The organism is Symbiobacterium turbinis, assembly GCF_055383075.1.
In genome coordinates this window covers 2,064,403-2,087,019 of the sequence record NZ_AP042433.1, presented here as the reverse complement: position 1 = coordinate 2,087,019, position 22,617 = coordinate 2,064,403, and the positions used below count along the sequence as shown (strand labels likewise).

At 67.8% G+C, this 22,617-nt stretch carries 24 protein-coding genes and 1 tRNA gene; 15 read left to right on the top strand and 10 right to left on the bottom strand.

Going from position 1 to position 22,617, the window contains the following annotated elements:
* Nucleotides 1–939 precede the first annotated feature (939 nt).
* Both ACZ45O_RS09970 and ACZ45O_RS09965 read left to right on the top strand, forming a co-directional pair.
* Nucleotides 940–1,728 (top strand): GAF domain-containing protein, encoded by a 789-nt coding sequence (locus ACZ45O_RS09970; protein WP_464852667.1) that lies wholly within the window; start codon nucleotides 940–942, stop codon nucleotides 1,726–1,728.
* Nucleotides 1,712–1,918, top strand: a complete 207-nt coding sequence (locus ACZ45O_RS09965; protein ID WP_464852665.1) for a hypothetical protein — start codon at nucleotides 1,712–1,714, stop codon at nucleotides 1,916–1,918. The genes ACZ45O_RS09970 and ACZ45O_RS09965 overlap by 17 nt, the downstream gene beginning before the upstream one ends.
* A 117-nt stretch (nucleotides 1,919–2,035) precedes the next feature.
* Here the strand turns inward: ACZ45O_RS09965 and map are convergent, their stop codons facing one another.
* Nucleotides 2,036–2,782 carry a type I methionyl aminopeptidase gene (gene map, locus ACZ45O_RS09960; RefSeq protein ID WP_464852663.1) on the bottom strand — a complete coding sequence of 249 codons (747 nt, stop codon included), beginning with the start codon at nucleotides 2,780–2,782 and terminating at the stop codon, nucleotides 2,036–2,038.
* Nucleotides 2,783–2,926: 144 nt separating this feature from the next.
* On the opposite strand from map, the gene ACZ45O_RS09955 reads away from it, so the two are divergent.
* Complete coding sequence (locus ACZ45O_RS09955; RefSeq protein WP_464852661.1) at nucleotides 2,927–3,742, top strand: histidinol-phosphatase HisJ family protein; 816 nt, start codon at nucleotides 2,927–2,929, stop codon at nucleotides 3,740–3,742.
* A 106-nt stretch (nucleotides 3,743–3,848) separates the two neighbouring features.
* On the opposite strand, the gene ACZ45O_RS09950 is transcribed toward ACZ45O_RS09955, so the two are convergent.
* The 3 genes from ACZ45O_RS09950 to ACZ45O_RS09940 form a co-directional block, all read right to left on the bottom strand.
* Nucleotides 3,849–4,094, bottom strand: coding sequence for a hypothetical protein (locus tag ACZ45O_RS09950; protein ID WP_011196695.1), 246 nt, complete (start codon nucleotides 4,092–4,094; stop codon nucleotides 3,849–3,851).
* Nucleotides 4,095–4,167: 73 nt separating this feature from the next.
* Nucleotides 4,168–4,347 (bottom strand): hypothetical protein, encoded by a 180-nt coding sequence (locus ACZ45O_RS09945; protein ID WP_464852659.1) that lies wholly within the window; start codon nucleotides 4,345–4,347, stop codon nucleotides 4,168–4,170.
* A 72-nt stretch (nucleotides 4,348–4,419) separates the two neighbouring features.
* Nucleotides 4,420–4,614 (bottom strand): hypothetical protein, encoded by a 195-nt coding sequence (locus tag ACZ45O_RS09940; RefSeq protein WP_464852658.1) that lies wholly within the window; start codon nucleotides 4,612–4,614, stop codon nucleotides 4,420–4,422.
* Nucleotides 4,615–4,707: 93 nt separating this feature from the next.
* On the opposite strand from ACZ45O_RS09940, the gene ACZ45O_RS09935 reads away from it, so the two are divergent.
* On the top strand, nucleotides 4,708–5,670 hold the full coding sequence (locus ACZ45O_RS09935) for an NAD(P)H-dependent flavin oxidoreductase (RefSeq protein WP_464852657.1): 963 nt from the start codon (nucleotides 4,708–4,710) through the stop codon (nucleotides 5,668–5,670).
* A 98-nt stretch (nucleotides 5,671–5,768) separates the two neighbouring features.
* Here ACZ45O_RS09935 and ACZ45O_RS09930 read toward each other — a convergent pair whose 3' ends face one another.
* From ACZ45O_RS09930 to ACZ45O_RS09920, 3 genes are all read right to left on the bottom strand, one after another.
* A complete protein-coding gene (locus tag ACZ45O_RS09930; RefSeq protein ID WP_464852655.1) occupies nucleotides 5,769–6,047 on the bottom strand; it encodes a DUF3243 family protein in 279 nt (92 codons plus the stop codon).
* 98 nt (nucleotides 6,048–6,145) lie between these two features.
* Entirely contained in the window at nucleotides 6,146–6,613 is a 468-nt protein-coding gene (locus ACZ45O_RS09925) for a DUF2103 domain-containing protein (protein WP_464852653.1), read from the bottom strand.
* Nucleotides 6,614–6,704: 91 nt separating this feature from the next.
* A complete protein-coding gene (locus ACZ45O_RS09920) occupies nucleotides 6,705–6,926 on the bottom strand; it encodes a hypothetical protein (protein ID WP_464852651.1) in 222 nt (73 codons plus the stop codon).
* 183 nt (nucleotides 6,927–7,109) lie between these two features.
* Here ACZ45O_RS09920 and ACZ45O_RS09915 point away from each other — a divergent pair.
* The 11 genes from ACZ45O_RS09915 to thrB all read left to right on the top strand — a co-directional run bounded on the left by ACZ45O_RS09915 (nucleotide 7,110) and on the right by thrB (nucleotide 17,860).
* A tRNA-Cys gene (locus ACZ45O_RS09915) sits at nucleotides 7,110–7,184 on the top strand.
* Between the two features lie 406 nt (nucleotides 7,185–7,590).
* Nucleotides 7,591–8,235, top strand: coding sequence for a DsbA family protein (locus ACZ45O_RS09910; RefSeq protein WP_464852649.1), 645 nt, complete (start codon nucleotides 7,591–7,593; stop codon nucleotides 8,233–8,235).
* Nucleotides 8,232–8,666, top strand: coding sequence for a vitamin K epoxide reductase family protein (locus tag ACZ45O_RS09905; RefSeq protein ID WP_464852647.1), 435 nt, complete (start codon nucleotides 8,232–8,234; stop codon nucleotides 8,664–8,666). The genes ACZ45O_RS09910 and ACZ45O_RS09905 overlap by 4 nt, the downstream gene beginning before the upstream one ends.
* Before the next feature lie 105 nt (nucleotides 8,667–8,771).
* Nucleotides 8,772–9,695, top strand: a complete 924-nt coding sequence (gene ytxC, locus ACZ45O_RS09900) for a putative sporulation protein YtxC (RefSeq protein ID WP_464852645.1) — start codon at nucleotides 8,772–8,774, stop codon at nucleotides 9,693–9,695.
* A 202-nt stretch (nucleotides 9,696–9,897) separates the two neighbouring features.
* The gene (locus ACZ45O_RS09895) at nucleotides 9,898–11,913 is read left to right on the top strand and encodes a sodium-translocating pyrophosphatase (RefSeq protein ID WP_464857712.1); all 2,016 of its coding nucleotides are present in this window, start codon (nucleotides 9,898–9,900) and stop codon (nucleotides 11,911–11,913) included.
* Between the two features lie 161 nt (nucleotides 11,914–12,074).
* Nucleotides 12,075–12,443 (top strand): hypothetical protein, encoded by a 369-nt coding sequence (locus ACZ45O_RS09890; RefSeq protein WP_464852643.1) that lies wholly within the window; start codon nucleotides 12,075–12,077, stop codon nucleotides 12,441–12,443.
* Nucleotides 12,444–12,461: 18 nt separating this feature from the next.
* Nucleotides 12,462–12,701: a thioredoxin domain-containing protein gene (locus ACZ45O_RS09885; protein WP_464852641.1), complete on the top strand. Its 240-nt coding sequence runs from the start codon at nucleotides 12,462–12,464 to the stop codon at nucleotides 12,699–12,701.
* A gap of 42 nt (nucleotides 12,702–12,743) precedes the next feature.
* Nucleotides 12,744–13,199, top strand: a complete 456-nt coding sequence (locus ACZ45O_RS09880; RefSeq protein ID WP_464852639.1) for a PaaI family thioesterase — start codon at nucleotides 12,744–12,746, stop codon at nucleotides 13,197–13,199.
* 386 nt (nucleotides 13,200–13,585) lie between these two features.
* Nucleotides 13,586–15,541 (top strand): threonine--tRNA ligase, encoded by a 1,956-nt coding sequence (gene thrS, locus ACZ45O_RS09875; RefSeq protein ID WP_464852637.1) that lies wholly within the window; start codon nucleotides 13,586–13,588, stop codon nucleotides 15,539–15,541.
* Nucleotides 15,542–15,708: 167 nt separating this feature from the next.
* Nucleotides 15,709–16,878, top strand: coding sequence for a threonine synthase (gene thrC / locus ACZ45O_RS09870; RefSeq protein WP_464852635.1), 1,170 nt, complete (start codon nucleotides 15,709–15,711; stop codon nucleotides 16,876–16,878).
* A gap of 7 nt (nucleotides 16,879–16,885) precedes the next feature.
* Complete coding sequence (gene thrB / locus ACZ45O_RS09865) at nucleotides 16,886–17,860, top strand: homoserine kinase (RefSeq protein WP_464852633.1); 975 nt, start codon at nucleotides 16,886–16,888, stop codon at nucleotides 17,858–17,860.
* A 168-nt stretch (nucleotides 17,861–18,028) separates the two neighbouring features.
* Here thrB and ACZ45O_RS09860 read toward each other — a convergent pair whose 3' ends face one another.
* Genes ACZ45O_RS09860 through ACZ45O_RS09850 form a run of 3 tightly spaced genes read right to left on the bottom strand, consistent with a single transcriptional unit; the run spans nucleotide 18,029 to nucleotide 22,540 of the window.
* Entirely contained in the window at nucleotides 18,029–20,341 is a 2,313-nt protein-coding gene (locus ACZ45O_RS09860; protein ID WP_464852631.1) for a transglutaminase TgpA family protein, read from the bottom strand.
* A complete protein-coding gene (locus ACZ45O_RS09855) occupies nucleotides 20,305–21,600 on the bottom strand; it encodes a DUF58 domain-containing protein (RefSeq protein ID WP_464852629.1) in 1,296 nt (431 codons plus the stop codon). The genes ACZ45O_RS09860 and ACZ45O_RS09855 overlap by 37 nt, the downstream gene beginning before the upstream one ends.
* Nucleotides 21,581–22,540 (bottom strand): AAA family ATPase, encoded by a 960-nt coding sequence (locus ACZ45O_RS09850; protein WP_464852628.1) that lies wholly within the window; start codon nucleotides 22,538–22,540, stop codon nucleotides 21,581–21,583. Before ACZ45O_RS09850 ends, ACZ45O_RS09855 begins: the two co-directional genes overlap by 20 nt.
* Nucleotides 22,541–22,617: the final 77 nt, after the last annotated feature.

The following is a 22,617-nucleotide window of genomic DNA, read 5'->3' as shown; positions in this document are numbered from 1 at the left end:
CACATAGAGGACCTGCTTCCAAGATCCATTCATTTGGACGATCCCAACCCGAGTAATGTGTCGCGGATTTAACACAATTCATCTCTCAATGGCATTGCTCGCAATTGTTTCTGTAGATGGCATCCTATCGTGCAGGAGGAGGTTCAAACCGATGCAGACCCGTTCGTGCAAGGGATCGTGAACCACTGTGATCAGCGAAAGTGAGCCACCCGCCAGCCCCCCCAGGGCTGTTTCGCCGGCGCTGTCCGGATGGAAATGCCTGTGACACAAGCTCCTGGACAAACTGCACATTCGTTCCCCTCAACGATGCCCCCGCATGCGCATATGCGCCGGAGAATCCGAGCAGGCTGTGACTGACCATGGAAGGACGCCCTGAGCCGGACCAAGGGTCGTCGCCGCACTCGGTACGACCCCAGGACGGGGGAGCGGCTGCCGCCCGGCGTGGAGCCGGAGATCAATCCTGGCCGGCTTCCTGAGCAGGAATAAGCGAGCGGGCACGGGGATGTTCCCCGCGCCCGCAAGTGCTGTCAGCCTGGGGCGGCTCATATTTCTCGATCGAGCTGTACCCAATCGCGGATGACCGGCGCACCGCACCTCGCGCAGTCGTAGTGCGGCTTGTCCGCCGGGGCGTCCTGCCGTTCCCCGCAGGACGGGCAGGTCACGGCCACGACGGGTGGCGGTTCGGGCTCTACCACACGCTGGCGGGTTTGGCCTGTAAGGAGATCCAGCCGGTCAATCACGGTACCGAGGCCGAGCAGAATGGCGCCTGTGGCTGCGCCGCCCAGGCCAATCCCCGCGGCCACGGCCCGCCCACAGCCCGGGCTACGGCGGCTGCCAATCTCCGTTAGTCTCTGTCCGATTCTTATGATAATATAGACGATACGGTAGATCCACCTCACGGGGGCGGCAGAGCGGATGATCCAACCTGTCGAGGATGCGATGAAGGACCTGTTCCTCAGTTCGCTGGCCACGATTCCGGTTGTCGTGATCCTCACCTTTGTTGCGGGCATCGTGATGGGCTACACGGTTCTCTCCTTCGTGCAGATCCTCCGGTCTGAGCAGAGCGAGTTCTTCTGGGGCGTCGTCAAGACCAGGCGAGACCAGCGCCTGCGCACCCTCCTGGAGAAGGTCAACCAGGAAGCCGTTGCGCTGTCGGCTCTCGTCCCCCTGTTCAGCTTCTTCAACGCCGAGCTGGCCGACCTGATCGCCGATCTGGGTGACCGCCCCGACTCCACCAGCGGGCAGATCACGAAACTCTACAACGCCGTCCTGGCCGGCGCGACGCAGGTCCTGCGGTCACCGGGCTACCACCGTGTCGCGATTCTCTTTCCGGAAGGACAGGGCGGAACGCCCCCGCTGGGACTCACGTGGTCGCTCCACTTCTCGGCCTCGGCCCGGCAGAACTTGAAGTTCGACGGCAACTCGATCCCCGGCAGGGTTTTCAGCTCGGGAGAGCTGTACTACTGCCGGGACACCGAGAAAGACCGCCATTTCCAGCGGAACCCGCACAGCACGCATACATACCGCTCATTCGTGTGCGTCCCGATTCGTGCCCGGGGAAAGACTCTCGGAATCTTGCAGGTCGACGCGGTTCCCCCCGATGCCTTCTCCAACGACGACATCAACCTGCTGCACGTATTGGCACGATACACAGCCGTTTTACGTCAAGTCGAACTTCTGGTAAAATACTCCACAGAGGAGGTGGCGCGCCATGGTGACGAAGAGTGAGCGTCTGATCGAGCGCGCCCGGAGGGAGTTCCGGTACGGAAAATCCAACGAACTCCACGTTGTGAAACAGGTCATCCGTGCCGGGGCGGCAGGCTCCGAGCGGGGCGATCTGTTCCGGCAAGTCAACCGACTCCTTGAGAAGGACAGGGGCAGCAAGAATACCGAACGGCACCCGGCCCTGGTCCCTTGAACGATCTACACATTGACCTCTCATGGCGGAGGGCTTGACAAGAGAACCCACCGGCGCCCGGTGCGCCGGCGGAAGAAAAGGCCCGCAGGTGATCAGCGCCTGCGGGCCTCCCATGTATTACAACTTCGTCAGAATCTCCGGCCCATCGTCCGTGATCGCGATGGTGTGCTCATACTGCACGCAGATCGAACCGTCCACCGTCCGGGCCGTCCAGCCGTCGGGGTCCAGCTTCGCCCGCCAGTCCCCCAGGGTGATCATCGGCTCGATGGCGATGGTCATACCCGATCGCAGCACGAGGCCCGTGTCCGGCTGGCCGTAGTGGGGCACCTCCGGGGGCTCGTGCAGGTCCTGGCCCACACCGTGGCCGATGTAGTCGCGGACCACGCCGAAGCCGTGGCTCTCGGCCAGGCTCTGGATCGCATGCCCGATGTCGCCCATGCGGTTCCCCGGCAGCGCGACCGCAATCGCGGCGTACAGCGCCTCCTCGGTCACCCTCATCAGCTCCTGGACCGAGGGCGAGACCTCACCCACCGCGTACGTCCACGCCGAGTCGCCGTGGTACCCCTTGTAGTACGCGCCGATGTCGATGGTGACCACCTGGCCGGCCTTCAGCCGCTTCCGGCTGGGGAATCCGTGGCAGATGACGTCGTCGACCGACGCGCAGATGGACGCCGGGAAGCCGTTGTATCCCTTGAAGCTCGGTGTGGCGTTGTGCCGGAGCAGGAACTGTTCGACGAACTCGTCCAGCTCCCGCGTGGTGATGCCGGGCTCGATCTTCTCCGCCAGGGCGGCGTGGCACTCGGCCACGATGCGGCCCGCATCCCGCATAATCGCAATCTCCCGCTGCGACTTCAGTTTGATCAATATGAAGCCCCCTACTGGATCTCATTCTCCCTCCATCCTAGCGCATCTCGGCCCTTATCGGAAGCCGTGTGATGAAAACTTCGGGCCGGAAGGAGACCGCGGCGCCGGAGGCGAACACCACGGCGGGAGGAGGGAGAGTCCGCCGTGTTGAACCGGCTCGCGGATTACCACATGCACACGGTGCGCTGCGGCCATGCCGTGGGCACCATGGAGGAGTACGTCGAGACCGCCATTGCCCGGGGCCTGGCCGAGATCGGCTTTTCGGAGCACGTGCCCATGTACTGGCTGCCGGAGGAGCAGCGCGATCCCACCGGGGCCATGTCCATGGGGGAGATGGAGGCGTACGTGTCCGACGTTCTGCGCCTCAGGGAGCGCTACCCCGAGATTCCCATCCGGCTCGGGATCGAAGCCGATTTCATCCCGGGGCATGAGGAGGCGCTGGTCAGGCTGCTGGAGCCGTACCCCTGGGACTACGTCATCGGTTCGGTCCACTTCCTGGGCGACTGGAACTTTGACCACCCGGATCTGGTGCACCGCTATGCCGAGTGGGATATCGGCGAGCTGTACGACCGGTTCTTCGCCCTGGAGCGGATGGCGGCCGAGAGCGGCCTGTTTGACATTCTAGCCCATATCGACCTGATCAAGAAGTTCGGCCACCGCCCCGATAAGGATCTGAGCCAGGCCTACGCGGCACTGGCGGACGCCATCGCCGGGGCCGGCGCGGCCATCGAGCTGTCGACCGCCGGGCTGCGCAAGCCGGTGGGCGAGCCCTACCCCGCACCGGCCCTGCTGAAGGCCTGCTGTGACCGGGGGGTGCCCCTGGTCATCTCGTCGGACGCCCACGCGCCGGGCGAGGTGGGCTGGGGCTTTGAGCAGGCCCGTGACCTCGCCCTGCGGACCGGTTTCACCCACACCGTGCGGTTCGAGGGGCGGCGTCGGCGGCCCGAGCCCCTGGCCTGAGATGGGCGGGGCCCAGGGCCTGGCCTGAGATGATCCAAGATGCAGAGCGAGCGGGTCCTCCCTGACGGGAGCCCCGCTCGTCTCGCTGCTGTGCGGCGCAGGAGGTCTAGATGCCGAAGCCCTTGCCCGCCGGGTAGGCTGCGATTCCCGGGATGCCGGCAGTGGTTGGGTACGCGGAGGGAACGGTCGCGACGGTCGTCACCGGAACGGCGTACTCGTAGACGCGGTAGACCGTCGCGTTCGCGGCCGGGTACGCGGCTGCGCCCGGGGCGATGAACAGGTCGTCGGCGCCGGCCTGCGCGCCAATAAACGGAGAGAAAGCCGGGATCTTGCCAAAGCCACCGTAATGCAAAGCGGTGCACCTCCTCTCCCACACAGTCTATGGATGCGGGAGGCGGCTGGTGAAAGGGGCCGCGCTCAGCCCATCATACGTCCGTCAGGTGGAGGGAGTGCCCAGGGCGGAGCTCCAGGCGCAGGTGGTTATATGCCACCGCAAAGTCGAGGCGGCGGTTCACCGCGCGCATGGCCGCGTTGGCCTCCTGCGTCGCTGTAATCACCCGGTGGAAGCCGCTCTGCTGTGCGTACCGGGTGACGGTTCCCTGCACCCAAAAAATCGCCCTCCTCCGCAACGGGAGGAGGGTTTTGCGCGCACGGGCGTGCTGGCGGCGCCAAATGGGTTACCGCTGGTTCCGGAAGGAATCCCCGGTGGCCCCTGTGAAGGACTGCGTCTGACCGGCTGTGCTGCTGGTGGGCCCGGACTCGGAACCCGGTACCGGCTCCCAGGCGATCAGCGTCAGGCCGAGGTTGTTCTCGAGGGCCTCGATCTGCCGGAACTGCTGGTCTGTAAGCTGGGCTAGACGGTACGAGGGCATGCGGTTGCCTCCTCTCCCTGAAGATAGGCGATCCTGTCAGAAGGATTCCCTTCCGCACCGGGTTAATACTTGGGGGGAGGAGGTTGAGCGGACATGTTGCGTACCCGACTGTGCGAGCTGCTTTCGATTGAGTACCCGATCATCCAGGGCGGCCTGGCGTACCTCGCCCGGGCCGAACTGTGCGCGGCGGTGTCGGAGGCCGGCGGCCTGGGACAGATTACCGCCGCGACGCTCCCGGATCCAGAGGCGCTCCGGGAGGAGATCCGCCAGGTGAAGGCCCGCACCGCCAAGCCCTTCGGCGTCAACTTCGCGATGGGCTACCGGTCGCTGGAGCCCTACATCGACGCGGCCCTGGAGGAAGGGGTGCGCATCGTCACCATCACCGGCGGCAACCCCGAGCCTTATATGAAGTATATTGACGCCCGCGTGCCCGGCGTGAAGAAGATCATCCTGGTGGCCGGGGTGCGGGCCGCGCTGAAGGCGGAGTCCCTGGGGGCAGATGCGGTCATCGCCGTCGGGTACGATGGCGGCGGCCACCTGGGGCGCGACGACGTGGGCACCATGGCCCTGATCCCCCGGATCGTGGACTCGGTGAAGATTCCCGTGGCGGCCAGCGGCGGCATTGTCGACGGCCGCGGGCTCGTGGCCGCCCTGGCCCTGGGCGCCGATGGCATCGAGATGGGCACCCGCTTCGTCGCGGTGAGGGAGTGCCCGGCTCACGAGAACTACAAGAAGCTGCTGCTGGAGACCCGGGAGAACGAGACCGTCATTATGGAGCGCTCCATCGGCCGCCCGGCCCGGGTGCTGAAGACCGGCGGGGCGCAGCGGGTGCTCGAGGCCGAGGCCCGGGGCGCCACCCTGGAGGAGCTGCTGCCCCTCATCTCCGGCAGGGTCAACGCCAGGGCCGCGCTGGAGGGGGACATGGAGGAGGGGTTCGTCTACGCCGGCCAGGGGGTGGGCCTCATCCACGACATCCCCACCGTGGCCGAACTCTTCGACCGGATGCTGGCGGAGGCCAGGACCATCGGGCAGCGGCTGCGGGGCCTGGGGGTTTGAGCGGCGCCGGCGCGATTCTCCGGAAGCATCAGAAGGGGCTGTTCCGCGGGTCATCCGGGATGAATCCGGGATGACTCGGGCACAGCCCCTTCGAAATTCTAGTGTACCTTTCCGTCTGACACCATCTTCGTGAGCATGCTTGCCAGGGCCTTCTGCTCTTCCTCCGTGCCGACGTCCCACAACTCCTTCAGCAGCCGCTGCTCCCGGTTGCGGGGGTCGACCTTCTCCGCCAGGAAGGCGCCGATGCCGGCCGCGGCGTTGGCGATGGTCTCCTGCGAGGCCCCGGTGCGCTTTGCCTCCTTCACGCGTTCCGAGAGGAACTGTTTCCACTGGTCGAATGACTCCAGGATCGGGGTGTTCGGGGAGATGTTATCCATGTTCACGCTGACCTCCTGTGCCGAATCCATCGGATTTAGACCGTGGTCTCAGCGGTAGTCTGCGCACTCGCTCCCCCGATCATCCCTGTCGCAGCCGATCACTTGCGCGCACAGCGCGTGTGGGCGTAGACAAAGCGCTTCCGGCCCAGCTGCGCGGCCCGGGTGCCGGCGCGCATCACCCGCCCGCAGACGGAGCAGGTCATGTCGGAAGGCAGCGTGACCGTTTTCAGCGGCTCCGGCGCCTGCCGCCGTGCGGGCGCGGCCTTGCACTTGGGCTTCCAGTCGACGATGCCCTCGGCGGCCAGCCATTCCAGGGCCGCCTGCTTTTCGGGCGCAACGATGTAGACCTCCTGAACTGCCGTGCCGTTCTTCGCCAGCAGCCGGAGGCCTGTGTCGGTAAACCGTTGGAAGGTGACTTCCGGGTTCTGGGTGCTCAGCGGGCGGATCGGCCCGGGAATGATGCTGGTGACCAGGTCGCACTCGGCGATCTGCTCCAGCACCGGCCACAGGTTCTCGATCACGCTGTGCTCCCGCTTGATCTTGCCGGCCCGATACTTCAACTGCAATCAGTCCTCGACGAATGGCCTCTTTTCCTCTACTGTAACCCAGGCCGGGCCCGCTTTGCCACCCCTGCTCCCCCGGCGGGCCGCGCCGGGGCTAATTGCCGAAGATTGCGCCGAGCGTTGCCTGCAGCAGATTCTGCTTGCCGGCGACCAGGAAGAGGGTCATGCCGCAGATGAACAGGAACGTGCTGAAGAGCGCCGGGACCCGCGTCCGGGCAAAAGGTCCCACCCGGGCCAGCAGACCGGTGGCCACGGCCAGGATGCCGTTGGCGATCAAGAACAGGACCCACCACAGGATGAGCTCGCTGACACTCATCGGAGCGCCTCCCCCGTCGAAAGGTGAAATCATGACAAGAGATGGTTGCCGCTGCCTAATTATAGACGAAAGTTTCGGTATGGTCTAGTCCGAAAGGGGGAACGAGGCGGGCTCTTTGGGCCTTCCGTTCCAACGGTTGACGCTGCCGAGCGGTCTGTGATAGAATGAGCGGTGCCTCCGAACGGTGGGTTGGCGAAGTGGTAACGCGGCGGTCTGCAAAACCGTTATCCGTGGGTTCAAATCCCACACCCACCTCCAGGTGCGCTGCGCCCGGCTGGTCGAAACCCGCCGGGCGCTTCGTCTTTGTGGCGACTGGTTAACATAACTGCACGCGGCCACATACCATGGACCGGAGGTGGGGCGTGTGCTGTTCGGCATGTTTGGCAAGCCCTTTGGCAAGTTTGGCAAGCCCTTCTTCAAGACGCCTTACTGGAAGTTCTTCAAGTCTCCCTGGGGCATATAAACTAATGAAGGGCGGGCCTGCAGACTGGCCCGCCCGCTGCGCGGGTGATTCTGGCGCACGGCGGGAGGAGAAGCGGTCGACGCGGCTAAAATATGAGGTTACGAGCGCAGGCATCAACCACGAGTCAAAGGGTGTGCTACAGCAGTGAACGCGAAAAAGCGCGGCAAGGGACGTTCCTCTGCGATCTGGGTGGTCTCTGCGGTGGCCGTCATCGTTGTGGCCGGGCTGATCGGGGCCAGCGTGTGGTCGGCCCGGGGCGGGGGGCAGGGCACCGCCGGCGGCGCTGCGTTGAGCGACGCCGAGCTGGGGGCGGTGCGCAACGCCATCGGCCCGGCGGATGCGCCGGTCACGGTTATCGAGTACATGGACTACGCCTGTCCGGCCTGCGCCACCGCGCATTCGGTCGTGGTTCCGGAGCTGGCGGAGATGGCCGCGGCGGGCGACGTGCGCTTCGAGGTGCACTTCCTGCCGATCTTCGACGTCACCGGCCCGGCGATCTTTGCGGTGGAGTGCGCCGGCGAGCAGGGCTTCTGGTGGGCGATGCACAGCCTTATCCTGGAGAATCAGACGAACGGGATCCGCGCGCAGAAGACCTTCGAAGATCTGGGCGCGCTGCTGACGGGGTACGCGGCCGATCTCGGGCTGGATATGGACGCGTTCCGCCAGTGCCTGGCCTCGGAGGATAAGCTGCAGGGCTACATCGACCGGGTGAACGAACAGATCGCGGCGTCGGAGGCCCTGGGAATCCGGGGGACGCCGACGTTCGTCGTCAACGGCGAGCCGCTTGCGCTCGATTCCTGGAACGACCTCCTGAAGGCGGTGCGAGAGGAGTTGAACCGCGAGTGAATCTGCGACGGCTGCTTCAGGCCATCGGCGTGCTCGCCCTGCTCGGGCTGGCCATATCGCTCTACCTGACCTGGGTCTATACGACGGATCAGGTGGCGGTCTGCCTGGGCAGCGGCGGCTGTGAGACCGTGCAGCACAGTCCCTACGCCTGGATCATGGGGATCCCGATTCCCACGCTGGGCGCCGGCGCGTACCTGTTGGTGCTGGCGCTGGCGGCGCTGGGACTGCGCGGCCTGCAGCCGGCCGAGTGGACCGTGCTGGCCTTGTTCGGCACGGCCCTGGTCGGGCTGCTGTTCTCGGCATACCTGACCTACCTGGAGCTGTTCGTCATCCACGCGATCTGTCTCTGGTGCGCAGTCTCGGCGGTGATTCAGGTTTTCCTGTTTATCCTTGCCGTCATGACGTGGCGGCGCTATCAGGAGGCTGTATAGCTTTTTCGCGGCCGGTCATATACTACTACGGCAGATACCCTCGGCTTCGAGACGCTTCATGCGATCCCTCGGAGCCGATTTCCTGCAAAGAGGGGTGAAACGGCCGTGCAAGCGATCACGATAGGGACTGCGGCAGGAATCGACGAGATTCGCCAGCGTCTGGACGACGAGTTCCGGTTCCTCCAGGAGGAGGGCGTGAAGGTCCGCATTGGCCAGTCGCACAGGGGCGCCTTCGCCTTTCTCGACTGCAAGGTCGACGGCGACGCGGCGGACCGGTCGTCTCAGATGGATGCCCTCTTGCGCCACTATGTCGCCAACGCCCTGTCCGACGTGATCGTGGAGAAGTGGGAGAGCGATCTCATCCGGAAGATCATCCGCGGCTCGTACTCCTACTTTTCTCGGGACGAGCAGGATCTCATCGCCGATTACACCGGACGCACCCTCAGCGGCGGCAGTGACTCCCCCCACGGATACAAGGTCAACCGCAAGAGCCAGATCCTGCACCGGTTGCGGGATTACTTCGATACCGCTGACGAGCTGGTGCTGGAGGGCTTTGTGAACTTCCGGCTGCGCGATTACATCGAGGAGCTGGAAGACGCCGTGGATCGGGCGGTTGACGAGTTTCTGATGGAGCGGGAACACCGGGAGTTCATCAGGCTCCTCAGGCACTTTGTCGAGATCCAGGAACCCCGCATTCAGCATGTCCACGTGTTGTTGGGCCCCGGCAACTCCTTCCGGCTGCTCGATGACGACGGGGGCGCCATCCGCAGCGAGGCCCTGGAGGAGTTCGTCGTGGAGATGGTGGAGAGCGAGGTCAGCTATGAAGACCTGCTCATTTCGGCGCTGATCACGCTGGCGCCCCGCGCCCTCACGGTCCACGTGTCCGACCGGCCGCCGGGCCGGGATGAGGCCCTGGAAACCATCCTCGGCGTGTTCGGCGACCGCACTGTGCGGTGCGAGGGCTGCCAGCTCTGCAGTCCATCTCAGGCTCAGGCCTGCGAACCTTCCCAGGCTACGCTGCACCACTAGGTGCGGTACCCACGTTGCGCATGAGGAGGGCGAAATGCCCTCCTCCTGGTTTTTGCCGACTAGTCCGTTGGGATTGACTCGTTGCCCGATTGCAGCGTACATTTGTTGCGTGTGACATAGGAGGAATTACCCCCTCCTCTGGATAACTAGCATTGGGTCAGTCTATGCTAGCGTTTGGAAAGGAGATCGGATCCCAGTGAACATGGCAAGTCTGGCCTGGACTGCCCCGGTGGCCGGCGCGCTGGCTCTCGTCGTGGCTGTGCTGCTCGCCAACAAGATCCGCCGGCAGGATCCGGGCACCCCGCGCATGCAGGAAATTGCCGCCGCCATTCACGACGGCGCCATGGCGTTCCTCAACCGGGAATATCGGACCCTCGTTGTCTTTGTGATTGCCCTCGCTATCATTATCCTGATCGCGGGCTTCACCACCGACGCCATGCAGTGGCAGACCGCCATCGCCTTCGTGGCGGGCGCACTCTGCTCGGTGCTCGCCGGCAACTTCGGCATGCGCGTGGCCACCCTGGCCAACGTGCGCACGGCCAACGCCGCGCAGCACGGCCTGAACAAGGCGCTCGACATCGCCTTCTCCGGCGGCGCCGTGATGGGCCTTTCCGTCGTCGGCCTGGGTATGCTGGGCGTAGGTGTGGTCTACTTGATCTTCCGTGACCCTGACATCGTGAACGGCTTCGCCCTGGGCGCCTCCTCCATCGCCCTGTTCGCCCGCGTCGGCGGCGGCATCTACACGAAGGCCGCGGACGTCGGCGCCGATCTGGTGGGCAAGGTGGAGGCCGGCATTCCGGAGGACGACCCCCGCAACCCGGCCGTCATCGCCGACAACGTCGGTGACAACGTGGGCGACGTGGCCGGCATGGGCGCCGACCTGTTTGAGTCCTACGTGGGTGCGGTCATCGCGGCGATGGCGATCGCCGTCGTCGACCAGGACATCGACCCCAACCTGGCCGCGCTGCCGCTCCTCATCGCCGCGGGCGGCATCATCGCCTCCATCATCGGCACGCAGTTCGTGCGCGGCAAGGAGGGCGCCAACCCGGCCAAGGCCCTCAACGCGGGCACTTATGCATCGGGCATCATCACCCTGATCATCGCCGGCCTCATCTCGTTCCTGGGCTACGGCACCCACGTGTACTTCACCGCCGTGGTCGCCGGCCTGATCGCCGGTATCGTCATCGGCCAGCTGACCGAGTACTACACCTCCGGTGACTACAACCCCGTCAAGTCCATCGCCGAGGCTTCGCAGACCGGTCCGGCCACCAACATCATCGCAGGCCTGGGCGTGGGCATGATGTCCACCGCCCTGCCGATCGTGGTCATCGGCATTGCCACCCTGGTCGGCTACCTGGTGGGTCAGCCCAGCGGTCAGGGGCTCTTCACCATCGCCCTGGCGGCCGTGGGCATGCTCTCCACCACCGGCATGACCGTCGCGGTTGACGCGTACGGCCCCATCGCCGACAACGCCGGCGGCATCGCCGAGATGAGCCACCTCGATCCGAAGGTGCGCCAGACCACCGACACCCTTGACTCTGTGGGCAACACCACCGCCGCCATCGGCAAGGGCTTCGCGATCGGCTCCGCCGCGCTGACCGCCCTGTCGCTCTTCGGCGCCTTCGCCACCGCGGCGGGCCTGGGCGACGTCTCGATGACCGATCCGAAGCTGATCGTCGGCCTCTTCATCGGTGGCATGCTGCCCTTCCTGTTCGGCGCCCTGACCATGAACGCCGTCGGTCGGGCCGCCATGCAGATGGTGGAGGAGGTCCGCCGGCAGTTCCGGGAGATTCCGGGCATCATGGAGGAGAAGGCCAAGCCCGACTACGCCCGCTGCGTGGACATCTCCACCGGCGCCGCGCTCAAGGAGATGATCATCCCCGGGCTGATGGCCGTCGCCGCGCCGCTGCTCATGGGCTGGCTGCTGGGCGTCACCGCCCTGGCGGGCCTGCTGGCGGGCGCGCTGGTCACCGGCGTCATGATGGCCATCATGATGGCCAACGCCGGCGGCGCCTGGGACAACGCCAAGAAGTACATCGAGGGCGGCGCCCACGGCGGCAAGGGCTCCGAGCCGCATAAGGCGGCCGTCGTCGGCGACACCGTCGGCGACCCGTTCAAGGACACCTCCGGCCCGTCCATGAACATCCTGATCAAGCTGATGACCATCGTGTCGCTGGTCTTCGCCGCCACGTTCGGCAGCGGGCTCCTGCCCTTCTAAACCCGATACCGACAGGCCGCCCCATCGGGGCGGCCGTCTGTTTTTCCAGGCAGGACTCCCGTGCCGGACAGGGGCGCGCGCCGGGGGGGCGGATCTGGGATTTCCCAGACAGGTATCGCGGCCCACGATGGCGAAAGGTTCCTGACCGAGGGTGAAAGTGTATGGAGAGGAAAATTTCTCAGGCGGCGCTGGCGCAGGCGCGCGCCCGGCTGACCCGGATGGTGGGCCCCGTGGCGCTGCGGGTGCCGGAGGGTGATGCAGAGATGCGGGCCCTCGCAGAGGCTTTGGCCGACGGCGAACTGCTGACGGCGGAGGCGTGGTCCGGCGAGGGGCTCACGCTGCTGGACGGGTACGGGCGGGAGACGGGCATGGTCTTCCGCGACCTGCCGGTGGGGCAGGAGCTGGTCGCCCTGGTCGAGGCGATTCTGGCGGCCTCCCGGGGTGGATCCGTGCTCTCCCCGCTCGGGCGGCATCAGGCCGCCGGGCTGCCGGCGGGCACACGCCTCCAGGTGCTGACCACCCCGGCCTGACCGCGGTGCGTCCAGGCCGTGCGCCTGGCCCACGAGGTCGCCCTGGAGAGCCGGGGGCGCGTGACGGCCATCGCCGTCGACCTGCTTCAGCACCCGGATTTGGTGGAGCAGTTCGGGGTGAGCACTGTCCCGTATTTCATCCTGAACGATGAAATCGGGCTGCCGGGTCCGGTGGCCGAGCTGCACCTGCTGCAGTGGGTGGCGGACAACGCCGGCCCGTCCACCCCGGCATCGCCGCCGCCCGCGGATCCGTGGTAGAATATGACCGCGAGGATCTCCTGCCGAAAGGGGCCGGTGTCTATGAGCGAATCGTTTGTTTCGGAACGTGATCACCTACAGGGTTTACATTGGCAGTGCTTCGGCTGCGGTCAGGAGAACCGGCTGGGACTGCGCCTCAACATACGGCTGGTCGGCGACAGGACCGAGTGCACCTTCACGCCGATCCCCGAGTTTCAGGGCCCGCCGGGGGTGACCCACAGCGGGATCATCGCGACGGTGCTCGACGAGGTGATGAGCCAGCTCATCTACGCGCAGCTCCAGCTTGCGGTTACCCGCAAGATCGAGGTCACCTACCGCCGCCCGCTTCGCGTGGGGCAGACCTACTACTTCAGCGCGTGGATCGTGAAGCAGAACACCCGCATCATCGCGGCCAGGGCCGAAGCCCGGGATGCCGAGGGGAACCAGGTGGCCCGGGCCCGGGGCATCTTCGCCCCGATGGATGAGGAGCGGGTGGCCAAGTTCCTCGACAAGGACTAGCGTACGACGTGCAGACAACCCCTCGCCCGTACCGGGCGGGGGGTTGGTCCGAACGCGCTTGACACCTTTCTGCCCCCGTGGTATGTTAAAGCACAAATCCGAACAGCGATGACCGGGGACAAGACCACGTTCATCCCCTGCAGAGAGGGAGCGCCGCAGGCTGAGAGCGCCCCGGGGCCCTGTGCGTGGGAAACCACCCCAGAGCTGCCCGCCGAAGCCGGCGAAGTCCGGATAAGGGGGGAGGGAGCGCCCTCTACAGCGCACACGAGCGCCGGCGTGAAGTAGCCGGCAATAAGGGTGGAACCACGGGAGCCATGCCTCTCGTCCCTTGCGGGACGGGAGGTTTTTCATTTTCCGACCAATTTTCGCGAAAGGGGCTCAACACCATGTCCAGCGTCGTGCACGTGACGCTGCCTGACGGCAGCGTGCGGGAGTACCCGCAGGGGATTACCATCGCTGAGGCGGTGGCGCAGATCGGCCGGGGGCTGGCCAAGGCCGCCCTGGCCGCCAAGGTGGACGGCAAGGTCGTCGACCTCTCCGCCAAACTGGAGAGGGACTGCACCTTGCAGGTGCTGACCTTCAAGGACGAGGAGGGCCGGGAGGTCTTCCGCCACACCTCCACCCACATCATGGCCCAGGCGGTGAAGCGGCTCTTCCCCGAGGCCAAGCTGACCGTCGGCCCGCCGCTGGAGAACGGCTTCTTCTACGACTTCGACCTTCCACGGCCGCTCACGCCCGACGATCTCGAGAAGATCGAGGCGGAGATGGCTGAGATCGTCAAGGCCGACTACCCGATCGAGCGCCGGGAGATGGACCGGGAGGAGGCCAAGAAGTTCTTCGCCGAGCGGGGCGAGGACTACAAGCCGCTTCTGGTCGACAAGATCCCCGAGGACGAGGTCGTCTCGGTCTACAGCCAGGGGGAGTTCATTGACCTCTGCATGGGTCCCCACCTGCCCTCCACCGGCCGAGTGAAGGCGTTCAAGCTGCTGAGCGTCGCCGGCGCCTACTGGGAGGGGAACCAGGCCAACAAGCAGCTGCAGCGGGTGTACGGCACCTCCTTCGAGTCGAAGAAAGACCTGGAGCAGTACCTGTTCCAGCTGGAGGAGGCCAAGCGGCGGGACCACCGCAAGCTGGGCCCGGAGCTGGGGCTGTTCCGCTTCGAGGACGTGGCGCCGGGCTTCGCCTTCTGGCTCGACAAGGGCTACCGGCTCTACCGGGAGCTGGAGAACTGGAGCCGCAGCCTGCAGGAGGCGCAGGGCTACGAGGAGGTCAGCACGCCCTGGATCGTCTCGTCCCGGCTGTATGAGACCTCGGGCCACTGGCAGCATTACCGGCACAACATGTTCGAGATCAGGTCCGAGGATCAGGACTTCGCCACTAAGCCGATGAACTGTCCCTGCCACTGCGTGCTGTACAAGGCCGAGCTGCGCTCCTACCGGGACCTGCCCCTGAAGATCGCCGAGTACGGCCCGCTCTCCCGCTACGAGGCCTCCGGCACGCTCCACGGCCTGCTCCGGGTGCGGGGCTTCCATCAGGACGACGCCCACCTCTTCGTGCGGCCCGACCAGATCGAGGAGCAGATCCGCGACGTCATCAGCCTGGTCGACACCATCTACGGCACCCTGGGCCTGGAGTACGAGATCAAGCTCTCCACCCGGCCCGAGGACTTCATGGGCGAGATCGAGCTGTGGGATGAGGCCGAGGCCGCCCTGGCCCGGGCCCTGGAGGGGATGGGCCGCAGTTACAAGCTGAACCCCGGCGACGGCGCCTTCTACGGCCCGAAGCTGGATTTCGACGTGACCGACGCCCTGGGCCGGAAGTGGCAGTGCGCCACGGTGCAGCTCGACTTCCAGCTGCCCATCAAGTTCGACCTCACCTACATCGGCGAGGACGGCAAGGAGCACCGGCCGGTGATGATCCACCGGGCGATCATGGGCACCCTGGAGCGGTTCATCGGAATCCTGACCGAGCACTACGCCGGCAACTTCCCGGTCTGGATGGCCCCTGTGCAGGTGCGGGTACTGCCCATCACCGACCGGCACCACGACTACGCGGGCGAGGTGGTGGCGAAGCTGCAGGAGGCCGGCCTGCGGGTGGAGAGCGACCTGCGCAACGAGAAGGTCGGCTACAAGATCCGCGAGGCGGAGCTGCAGAAGATCCCGTTCATCCTGGTGGTCGGCGACAAGGAGGCCGCCGCCGGCGCCGTGGCGGTGCGCCGCCGGGGCATGAAGGACCTGGGGCCCATGCCGCTGGCGGAGTTTATCGAGCTGGCTGTGGGCGAGGTGGCAGCGAAGGCGATGGACGAGGCCTGCCGGAAGGCTGCCTCTGGGAAGAAGGAGTAGCGCACGGAGGGTGCGTGCGAATGGGCCCGGGCCGGGCGCTGCGGCCCGGCCCGGGCCTCACGGATCACATCGTGTGCGCGCTGCTGCGGCGGGACTGGGCGTAAGCGCGGCAGAGGCTGCGAAGTGTACTTGTCGGGCACGGAGCGTTTCATCTTGGAGGTGTGAGCATGGCCCGCTGGCAAGGTGTCATCCGGCAGTATCAGCGGTTTCTGCCAGTCAGTGAAGCGACCCCCGTGGTGACGCTGCTGGAGGGCAACACCCCGCTGATCCCCGCTCCCCGGCTGGGGGCGGAACTGGGGCTCGATCTCTACCTGAAGTTTGAGGGGCTCAACCCCACCGGTTCCTTCAAGGACCGGGGCATGACCATGGCGATGTCCAAGGCGGTCGAGGCGGGGGCGAAGGCGGTGATCTGCGCCTCCACCGGCAACACGAGCGCCTCGGCGGCGGCCTACGCCGCCCGGGCGGGGCTGCCCTGTTACGTGGTCATCCCCGACGGCGCGGTGGCCATGGGCAAGCTGGCCCAGGCCCTGATGTACGGCGCCCGCACGATCCAGATCGAGGGCAACTTCGACGACGGCCTCCGGCTGGTGCGCCGGCTCGCCCAGGAGCACCCTGAGATCGCCCTGGTCAACTCGGTCAACCCGTACCGGCTGCAGGGGCAGAAGACCGCCGCGTTCGAGGTGGTGGACGCCCTGGGCGGCTATCCCGACTTCCTGGCGATTCCCGTGGGGAACGCGGGCAACATCACGGCCTACTGGATGGGCTTCAAGGAGTACGCCGCGGCCGGCGTCGGCGTCGTCGAGTCCTGCAGCTGCAGCGGGGCGCCGGCCGGGGCGGTGCTGCCCCGCATGCTGGGCATCCAGGCTGCGGGGGCGGCGCCGCTGGTCAACGGAGGCGAGGTGGACGACCCGCAGACGGTGGGAACGGCCATCAAGATCGGGCGCCCGGCCACCCGGGAAGGCGCGCTGAATGCGGCCCGGGAGTCGGGCGGGGCCTTCTGGGCCGTGACCGACGAGGAGATGCTGGCGGCCTACCGGCGGCTGGCCGCGACCGAGGGCATCTTCGCGGAGCCGGCATCCTGTGCCTCGGTGGCCGGGCTGATCAAGCTGAGCGAAAGCGGCTACTTCGAGGGGCAGGCCGGCGGCTTCATCGACGGCCAGCCGGCTCCCCCGCCGCAGCACCGGCCCTTCACCGGCCGGGGCGGCCGGCCGAAGGTCGTGGCCGTGCTCACCGGGAACGGGCTGAAGGATCCCGACACCGCCATTCAGGTCTCGTCTCCGCCTGAGAAGCTGCCTGCCGATTACGGGCGGCTGGAGCGGCTGATCCTGGGGAGCTGAGCCCGCCATGGTCAGGGTCAGTGTGCCGGCGACCAGCGCCAACCTGGGCCCGGGCTTCGACACCCTGGGCGTGGCCCTGGAGCTTCGCAACGTGATCGAGATGGACGAGACCGGCATCGACGACGTGGTCATCGAGGTGGAGGGGGCCGGCGCCGGCGCCCTGGAGGATCCGGAGCAGAACATGGTCTACCAGGCCGCCCGCCGGGTCTTCGAGCGGCTGGGGTTCGAGCCCAACGGTCTGCTGATTCGTGAACAGGTCCACATTCCCGTGGCGCGGGGGATGGGCTCCTCTGCCGCCGCGATCGTCGGCGGGCTGGTGGCCGCCAATGCCCTGGTGGAAAAGCGCACCGGACGGCCGGGCCTCAGCCGTGATGAGCTCCTGCGCATGGCGGTGGCGATCGAGGGCCACCCCGACAACGTGACCCCGGCCATGGTCGGCGGCTTCACCGTGTCGTGCATGGATCCCGAGCGGGGGCCGCTCTACCTGCGCTTCCCGCCGCCCCGGGGGCTGCGTGCGGTGGTGGTGATGCCCGAGGTGCAGATTAAGGGAAAGAAAACCGAGCAGTCCCGGGGCGTGCTGCCCGGGGAGGTGAGCCTGCAGGACGCGGTCTACAACCTGAACCGCGCCGCCCTCCTGGTAGCGGCGCTGGCGCAGGGGCGCACCGACCTGCTGACCGTGGCGATGCAGGACCGGCTCCACCAGCCTTACCGGGCGGCCCTAGTTCCCGGGATGCGGTCGGTCTTCCAGGCGGCCCTCAGCGCCGGGGCCCTGGGCGTGGCGCTCTCGGGCGCCGGGCCCAGCGTCCTGGCACTGGTGGCCGAGTCCGCAGAACCGGTGGCGCTGGCCATGGAGGCCGCGTTCCAGTGGTCGGGCAGCGACGCCCGTTCGCTCACGATGGACCTGGCCCGGGACGGGGCCCGCGTGCTGGCGGGGCCCGGCCGCGAGCGGGACATGCTCGATCGCCCGCCACACTGGGGATGATGGCGTTCCTGGTCTGTTTGCAAGGCCCGTCGCCAGCAGGCGCGGGCTCTTTCTCTTATGCGCCGTTACGGCGGGGGCTCCGGGTCGCAGGCGGCAGGGCTGTCGGAGTCGCGGGCGTTAATGACGGATCGACGGCGGGCACTTCTTGAGGGTTGAACGGTGACGATGTCAGCCGGGCCTCGTGCGTGGCCCCCGCCGCAGCCCGAGCCGGCGCAGGAGGTACGTGCGCCAGCCGTACCGGTCAAACAGCGCATCCTTGGCCCGCTGCCAGAAGGCGCGGGCCCGCTGCGCGTGCTCCGCGGGCACCGGCCGGCCCGGCGGGCCGTAGCGGGCGGCACTGTAGTCGGACGCGGCCTGCAGGACCTCTTCCCGCAGCGAGGGCAGACTCTCTGCCACGCGCGCCGCGTACTCGTGGGCCGTCTGGTGGGGCTGGCGGCGCAGGCCGAACCGGGCCAGCAGCCAGGCGGCCTTCTCCCACGCCTCCTGCACCACCGAGCGGGGGTCGCGGTAGCGGAAGCGCTCCTGTCCACGGAGCACCCGGGCGACCAGCAGCACGATGGCGATCAGCACGGCCAGCGGGGCGGCGAGCCAGGTCCAGTCGCGCCCTGCCCCGGCCGGCGTCAGCCCGCTGAAGTCCATGGGCTCCGGCCTCTCCTGTTCCTCGGACGGGGGGAGCGGCAGGTCTGAAGCGGCTTCGGCGCCGGGCTCATCGGGCGCCTCGGGCACAGGCGGCTCGTCGGCTGCCGGGGGGGTGGGGGAGGCGCTGCGGGAGATGACGGGCAGGTCGGCCCGAGGTGTGGGGTCGAAGGTCACCCAGCCGTAGCCGGGGAAGTAGGCCTCCACCCAGGCGTGGGCCTGCGAGTTGCGGGCCTCGTACACGTACCAGCCGCGGGAGTCGAGGGTGAACGGCGCCGATGACGGAATGGCGAATCCCTCCACGAAGCGGGCGGGAATGCCCAGCTCGCGCAGCATCACCACCATGGCCGAGGCGTAGTAGGTGCAGTAGCCCTCCTGCAGGTCAAAAAGGAAGAAGTCCACGAAATCGCGCCCCCGCGGGGTGGGCGGCGGGGTCAGCGTGTAGTGCATCGTCCGCAGGTAGGATTCGATGGCCACCGCCTGGTCGAAGGGGTGCTCCCAGTCCGCAGTGATGCGCCTGGCCAGCGCGCCCACCCGGGGCGGAACCCTGGGGAGCTGCAGATACCGCTCCAGGTCGGGGACGGACTCATCCGGCGACGGCATCTGCCCCTCCGGACCGGGGCTGTAGGCGGGTGACTCGCGGATCTGGACGGCGCTGTACAGCGGGATGCGGGCGGTGACGGCGTAGGTCTCGCCCGGGGCGATGGGCCGGGCCGCGCGCAGGTTGGCCTCCGCGTCCGCGCTGTACCCGGGCAGCCCGTCGATGCGGACCGGCTCCAGCATGTGGAAAACCGTCCGCCCGAAGCCGAGCACGGGCGTGACCTCTGCCACCAGGTTGCGCCTCAGGGTCTCCTCACCCATCTGCGAGGGCAGCATGCCGCCCTCCATTCTGACCTCGGGCGACTCGCCCGGTTCCCAGGTGGAGCCGGTGTACGTGAGGAAGGCGGCTCCCCGCACGTACAGGGCCTGCGAAACCGGCCCGTTCACGGCGATGCGCAGGGCGACCCGGTCGTCCAGGGACACGGCGCCGCCGAGCCGGCCGAGGTCCGGCGTGAAACCGGTGGAGGCCAGCGAGAAGTCCGCGATGGTTCGGACGCCGCCCCCGCGGAAGTCCTGCAGGGCGGGGATCGCAGTCTGCAACCGGCGGCCCAGCTCGCCCAGGCTGACCGGCCGGAAGTCGGAGGGCAGCACGGCGGCCACCAGCACGATGCCCAGGATGGCGGCGACCGCCGGGGTCAGCGGGGAGCGGCGGCCCAGGTGGCGCCCCTCGGCCCGCCAGCGGGCCTCCCGCAGGGCGGCCTGGCCCAGCACCCAGAGCAGCAGCGCCAGCACGGCGTAGGCCTGAAAGTAGCCCGCCGCGGGTTCGAAGTACCAGCCCCACTGGGTGCCGAAAAGCAGGAAGCCCAGCGCGAGGGTCCAGACGGTCCGGCCGCGGCGAAAGGCCTCGCCCGTGACGACGAGTGCGCTGCCGAGCCCGGCCAGGGCGATCAGCACGGCGCCCAGGTTGGGGCCGAAGGAAGCGCCCAGGTTGCCGCCGGCCAGCTCCCGGGCCAGATCGGCCCCCTCGACTGCGGCGCGCAGCGCCCAGCGGGAGAACTCCGGCAGCCGGCGGACCGCCACCAGCGCGGCGAGCCCGACCGCCGCCGTGCTGAGGAGCCCCAGCCTGCGGCTCTGCCACCAGAGCCAGCCCCAGAGCACGCTGACCAGAGCCAGAAGCAGCGCCTGCTCCAGGGGCAGATCCATGTGCCAGAACTGGTTGAGCGACTGCAGCACCAGGGCCACCAGCCCGGCCGAGACCAGCGCCAGGGCTAGCTGGTAGCCGACGGATGGGCGCGCGGTCGCCATGGGCGCACCCCCTCTCCCACGTGCACGCGCAGGTCGGCCAGCCGGCGCAGGTCCGCGCCGGCCGGCACCACGTAGACCCACAGCCCCCTCCGGGCCAGCAGGTCGATCAGCCGCGGGTCCGCGGCGCCGATCTGCCGCCGCGCGAGGCCCTGCGGTGCGAAGGTGGCGGCATCCAGCAGGATCAGGGCCACCCGGTGCCGGGCCCGCAGGGCCGCGAGCCGGTCGCAGAGGCGCGGCGTCAGCCGCGGGGTGATGATGACCAGCGTCGCCCTGTGGGCCAGGTGGCCGGTCTCGGTTTCGAGGAGCTGCTCCAGCATGACGTCGCCGGCAGGCTCCACCTGCGCCAGGGCCTCCATGATCTCCCGGAAGGCCCGCTCGCCCCTGCCGGGGCCCACGGCGAAGCGGGCCTGTCCCGTGCATAAGAGCCCGGTTTCCATCTTGCGGCGGATGCCCAGGGCGGCCAGAGAGGCTGCGATCTCCGCGGCCATCTCCGCGGTGGAGTGGCCCCCGGCGGCCGTTCCGTCCACGTGCACCTCCCGGTGGAAGTCCGCGAGGAGGATGAGCTGCGTGGTCGCGTTCAACTCGTGCTGGCGGGTCATGAGGGTGCCCATGCGGGCGGAGGTCCGCCAGTGGATGTGGCGGGGGTTGTCGCCGGGCACGTAGCGGCGGATCTCGGCGTGGTTGGAGGGGTCCTCGAACGCGCGCTCCTGGGTGCGCACCGGGCCGAAGGGCTGGGCCAGCGGCACGGGCAGGTCCTCGATGGGATGCACCCGGGGGTAGATGGTGATCTGCGCGTCTGGGCGCAGGACCGTTTCGCGCGTGAAGAGCCCCAGCGCGTCCCCGGTGCGGATGCGGTAGGGCCCCACCAGGCACTGCCCCCGGCGGCGGGCGGTGAGGGTGAGCTGCACGACGTGGCTGCCCACCAGCGGCAGGGAGGTGGCCAGACGGGGCCGGTCGCCGGCGAGCAGGTGCGGCGGCGTTCCGTCCTCAACCTCCACCCAGGGAACCGGCACCCAGCCCTCGTTCTCCAGCCGGAGTTTGACCTGGATCGCCTCGCCCACCTCGATCCGCCGCCGGTCGACGGCCACGGATCCGGCGATGCGGCGCGAGGCGTACTGCGTATACGCCCAGGCGCCGGCCCACAGCAGGAGCAGCAGGTAGAGGACGAAGTACGGGAGGCTGCCGCCGCTGAGCCGGGCCACCAGATAGGCGACCGCGATCAGGGCCGGCAGCCGCCACTCACGCCCGCCGCGCCGCATGGCTCCTCAGTCCCGCAGGCACGGGCACCTGGGCCAGCAGGTCCTCCACCAGCGCCTCCGCGCCGCCGCCCCGCAGCTGCGCTTCGGGCCGCAGGATGATCCGGTGCGCCAGCACCAGCGGCGCCATCTCCTTCACGTCGTCGGGCGTGACGTAATTGCGGCCCCGGGTCAGGGCGATCGCCTGGCTGGTGCGGTACAGCGCGATGGAGCCGCGGGGCGAGGCGCCCAGGTAGACGTCCGGGTGCTCGCGCGTGGCCTGCACGAGCCGCACGATGTACTCCAGAACCGATTCATCCACGTGCACGTCCTTCACCACCTGTTGCAGGTGGAGCACCTCGTCGGCCGTGAGCACCTGGCCCAGCTCCTCCAGCGGCGGCCGCCGGGAGCGCTCGACGACGGTTATCTCCTCCCGGAGCGAGGGGTAGCCCAGCCGCAGCTTGATCAGGAAGCGGTCGAGCTGCGCCTCGGGCAGGGGGAAGGTGCCCTCGTACTCGATGGGGTTCTGGGTGGCCAGCACCAGGAAGGGGCGCGGCAGGCGCCGGGTGACGCCGTCGACGGTCAGCTGCCCCTCCTCCATGCACTCCAGGAGCGCGGACTGGGTCTTGGGCGACGTGCGGTTGATCTCATCCGCCAGGACGATCTGGCTCATGATGGGACCGGGCCGGAACTCGAACTCGCCGGTCTTCTGGTTGTAGACGGAAACCCCCGTGACATCGGAGGGAAGCAGGTCGGGGGTAAACTGGATGCGGCGGAAGTCGCAGCCCAGCGACCGGGCCAGGCTGCGGACCAGGGTGGTCTTGCCCACGCCGGGCACGTCCTCGATCAGCACGTGCCCCTGGCAAAGGAGGGCGACCAGGACGTACTGGATCTCGCGCCGCTTCCCGACGACCGCCCGCTCGATGTTCTGGGTGACTCGGGACAGCGCCTCGCTGGCCTTCAAGGACAACCTCTCCTTCGGTGGAATCCGATACCGGACGGCCGGCCCCGAGGGGACGGCGTGCCGCGCAAGATGCTCAC

Coding starts and splice junctions, on each gene's coding strand:
- ACZ45O_RS09970 (WP_464852667.1), top strand. CDS start 940: ATGAAGGACCTGTTCCTCAGTTCGCTGGCCACGATTCCGGTTGTCGTG.
- ACZ45O_RS09965 (WP_464852665.1), top strand. CDS start 1,712: ATGGTGACGAAGAGTGAGCGTCTGATCGAGCGCGCCCGGAGGGAGTTC.
- ACZ45O_RS09940 (WP_464852658.1), bottom strand. CDS start 4,614: ATGCCCTCGTACCGTCTAGCCCAGCTTACAGACCAGCAGTTCCGGCAG.
- ACZ45O_RS09935 (WP_464852657.1), top strand. CDS start 4,708: ATGTTGCGTACCCGACTGTGCGAGCTGCTTTCGATTGAGTACCCGATC.
- ACZ45O_RS09930 (WP_464852655.1), bottom strand. CDS start 6,047: ATGGATAACATCTCCCCGAACACCCCGATCCTGGAGTCATTCGACCAG.
- ACZ45O_RS09920 (WP_464852651.1), bottom strand. CDS start 6,926: ATGAGTGTCAGCGAGCTCATCCTGTGGTGGGTCCTGTTCTTGATCGCC.
- ACZ45O_RS09895 (WP_464857712.1), top strand. CDS start 9,898: ATGGCAAGTCTGGCCTGGACTGCCCCGGTGGCCGGCGCGCTGGCTCTC.
- ACZ45O_RS09890 (WP_464852643.1), top strand. CDS start 12,075: ATGGAGAGGAAAATTTCTCAGGCGGCGCTGGCGCAGGCGCGCGCCCGG.
- ACZ45O_RS09880 (WP_464852639.1), top strand. CDS start 12,744: ATGAGCGAATCGTTTGTTTCGGAACGTGATCACCTACAGGGTTTACAT.
- thrS (WP_464852637.1), top strand. CDS start 13,586: ATGTCCAGCGTCGTGCACGTGACGCTGCCTGACGGCAGCGTGCGGGAG.
- thrC (WP_464852635.1), top strand. CDS start 15,709: ATGGCCCGCTGGCAAGGTGTCATCCGGCAGTATCAGCGGTTTCTGCCA.
- thrB (WP_464852633.1), top strand. CDS start 16,886: ATGGTCAGGGTCAGTGTGCCGGCGACCAGCGCCAACCTGGGCCCGGGC.
- ACZ45O_RS09860 (WP_464852631.1), bottom strand. CDS start 20,341: ATGGCGACCGCGCGCCCATCCGTCGGCTACCAGCTAGCCCTGGCGCTG.
- ACZ45O_RS09855 (WP_464852629.1), bottom strand. CDS start 21,600: ATGCGGCGCGGCGGGCGTGAGTGGCGGCTGCCGGCCCTGATCGCGGTC.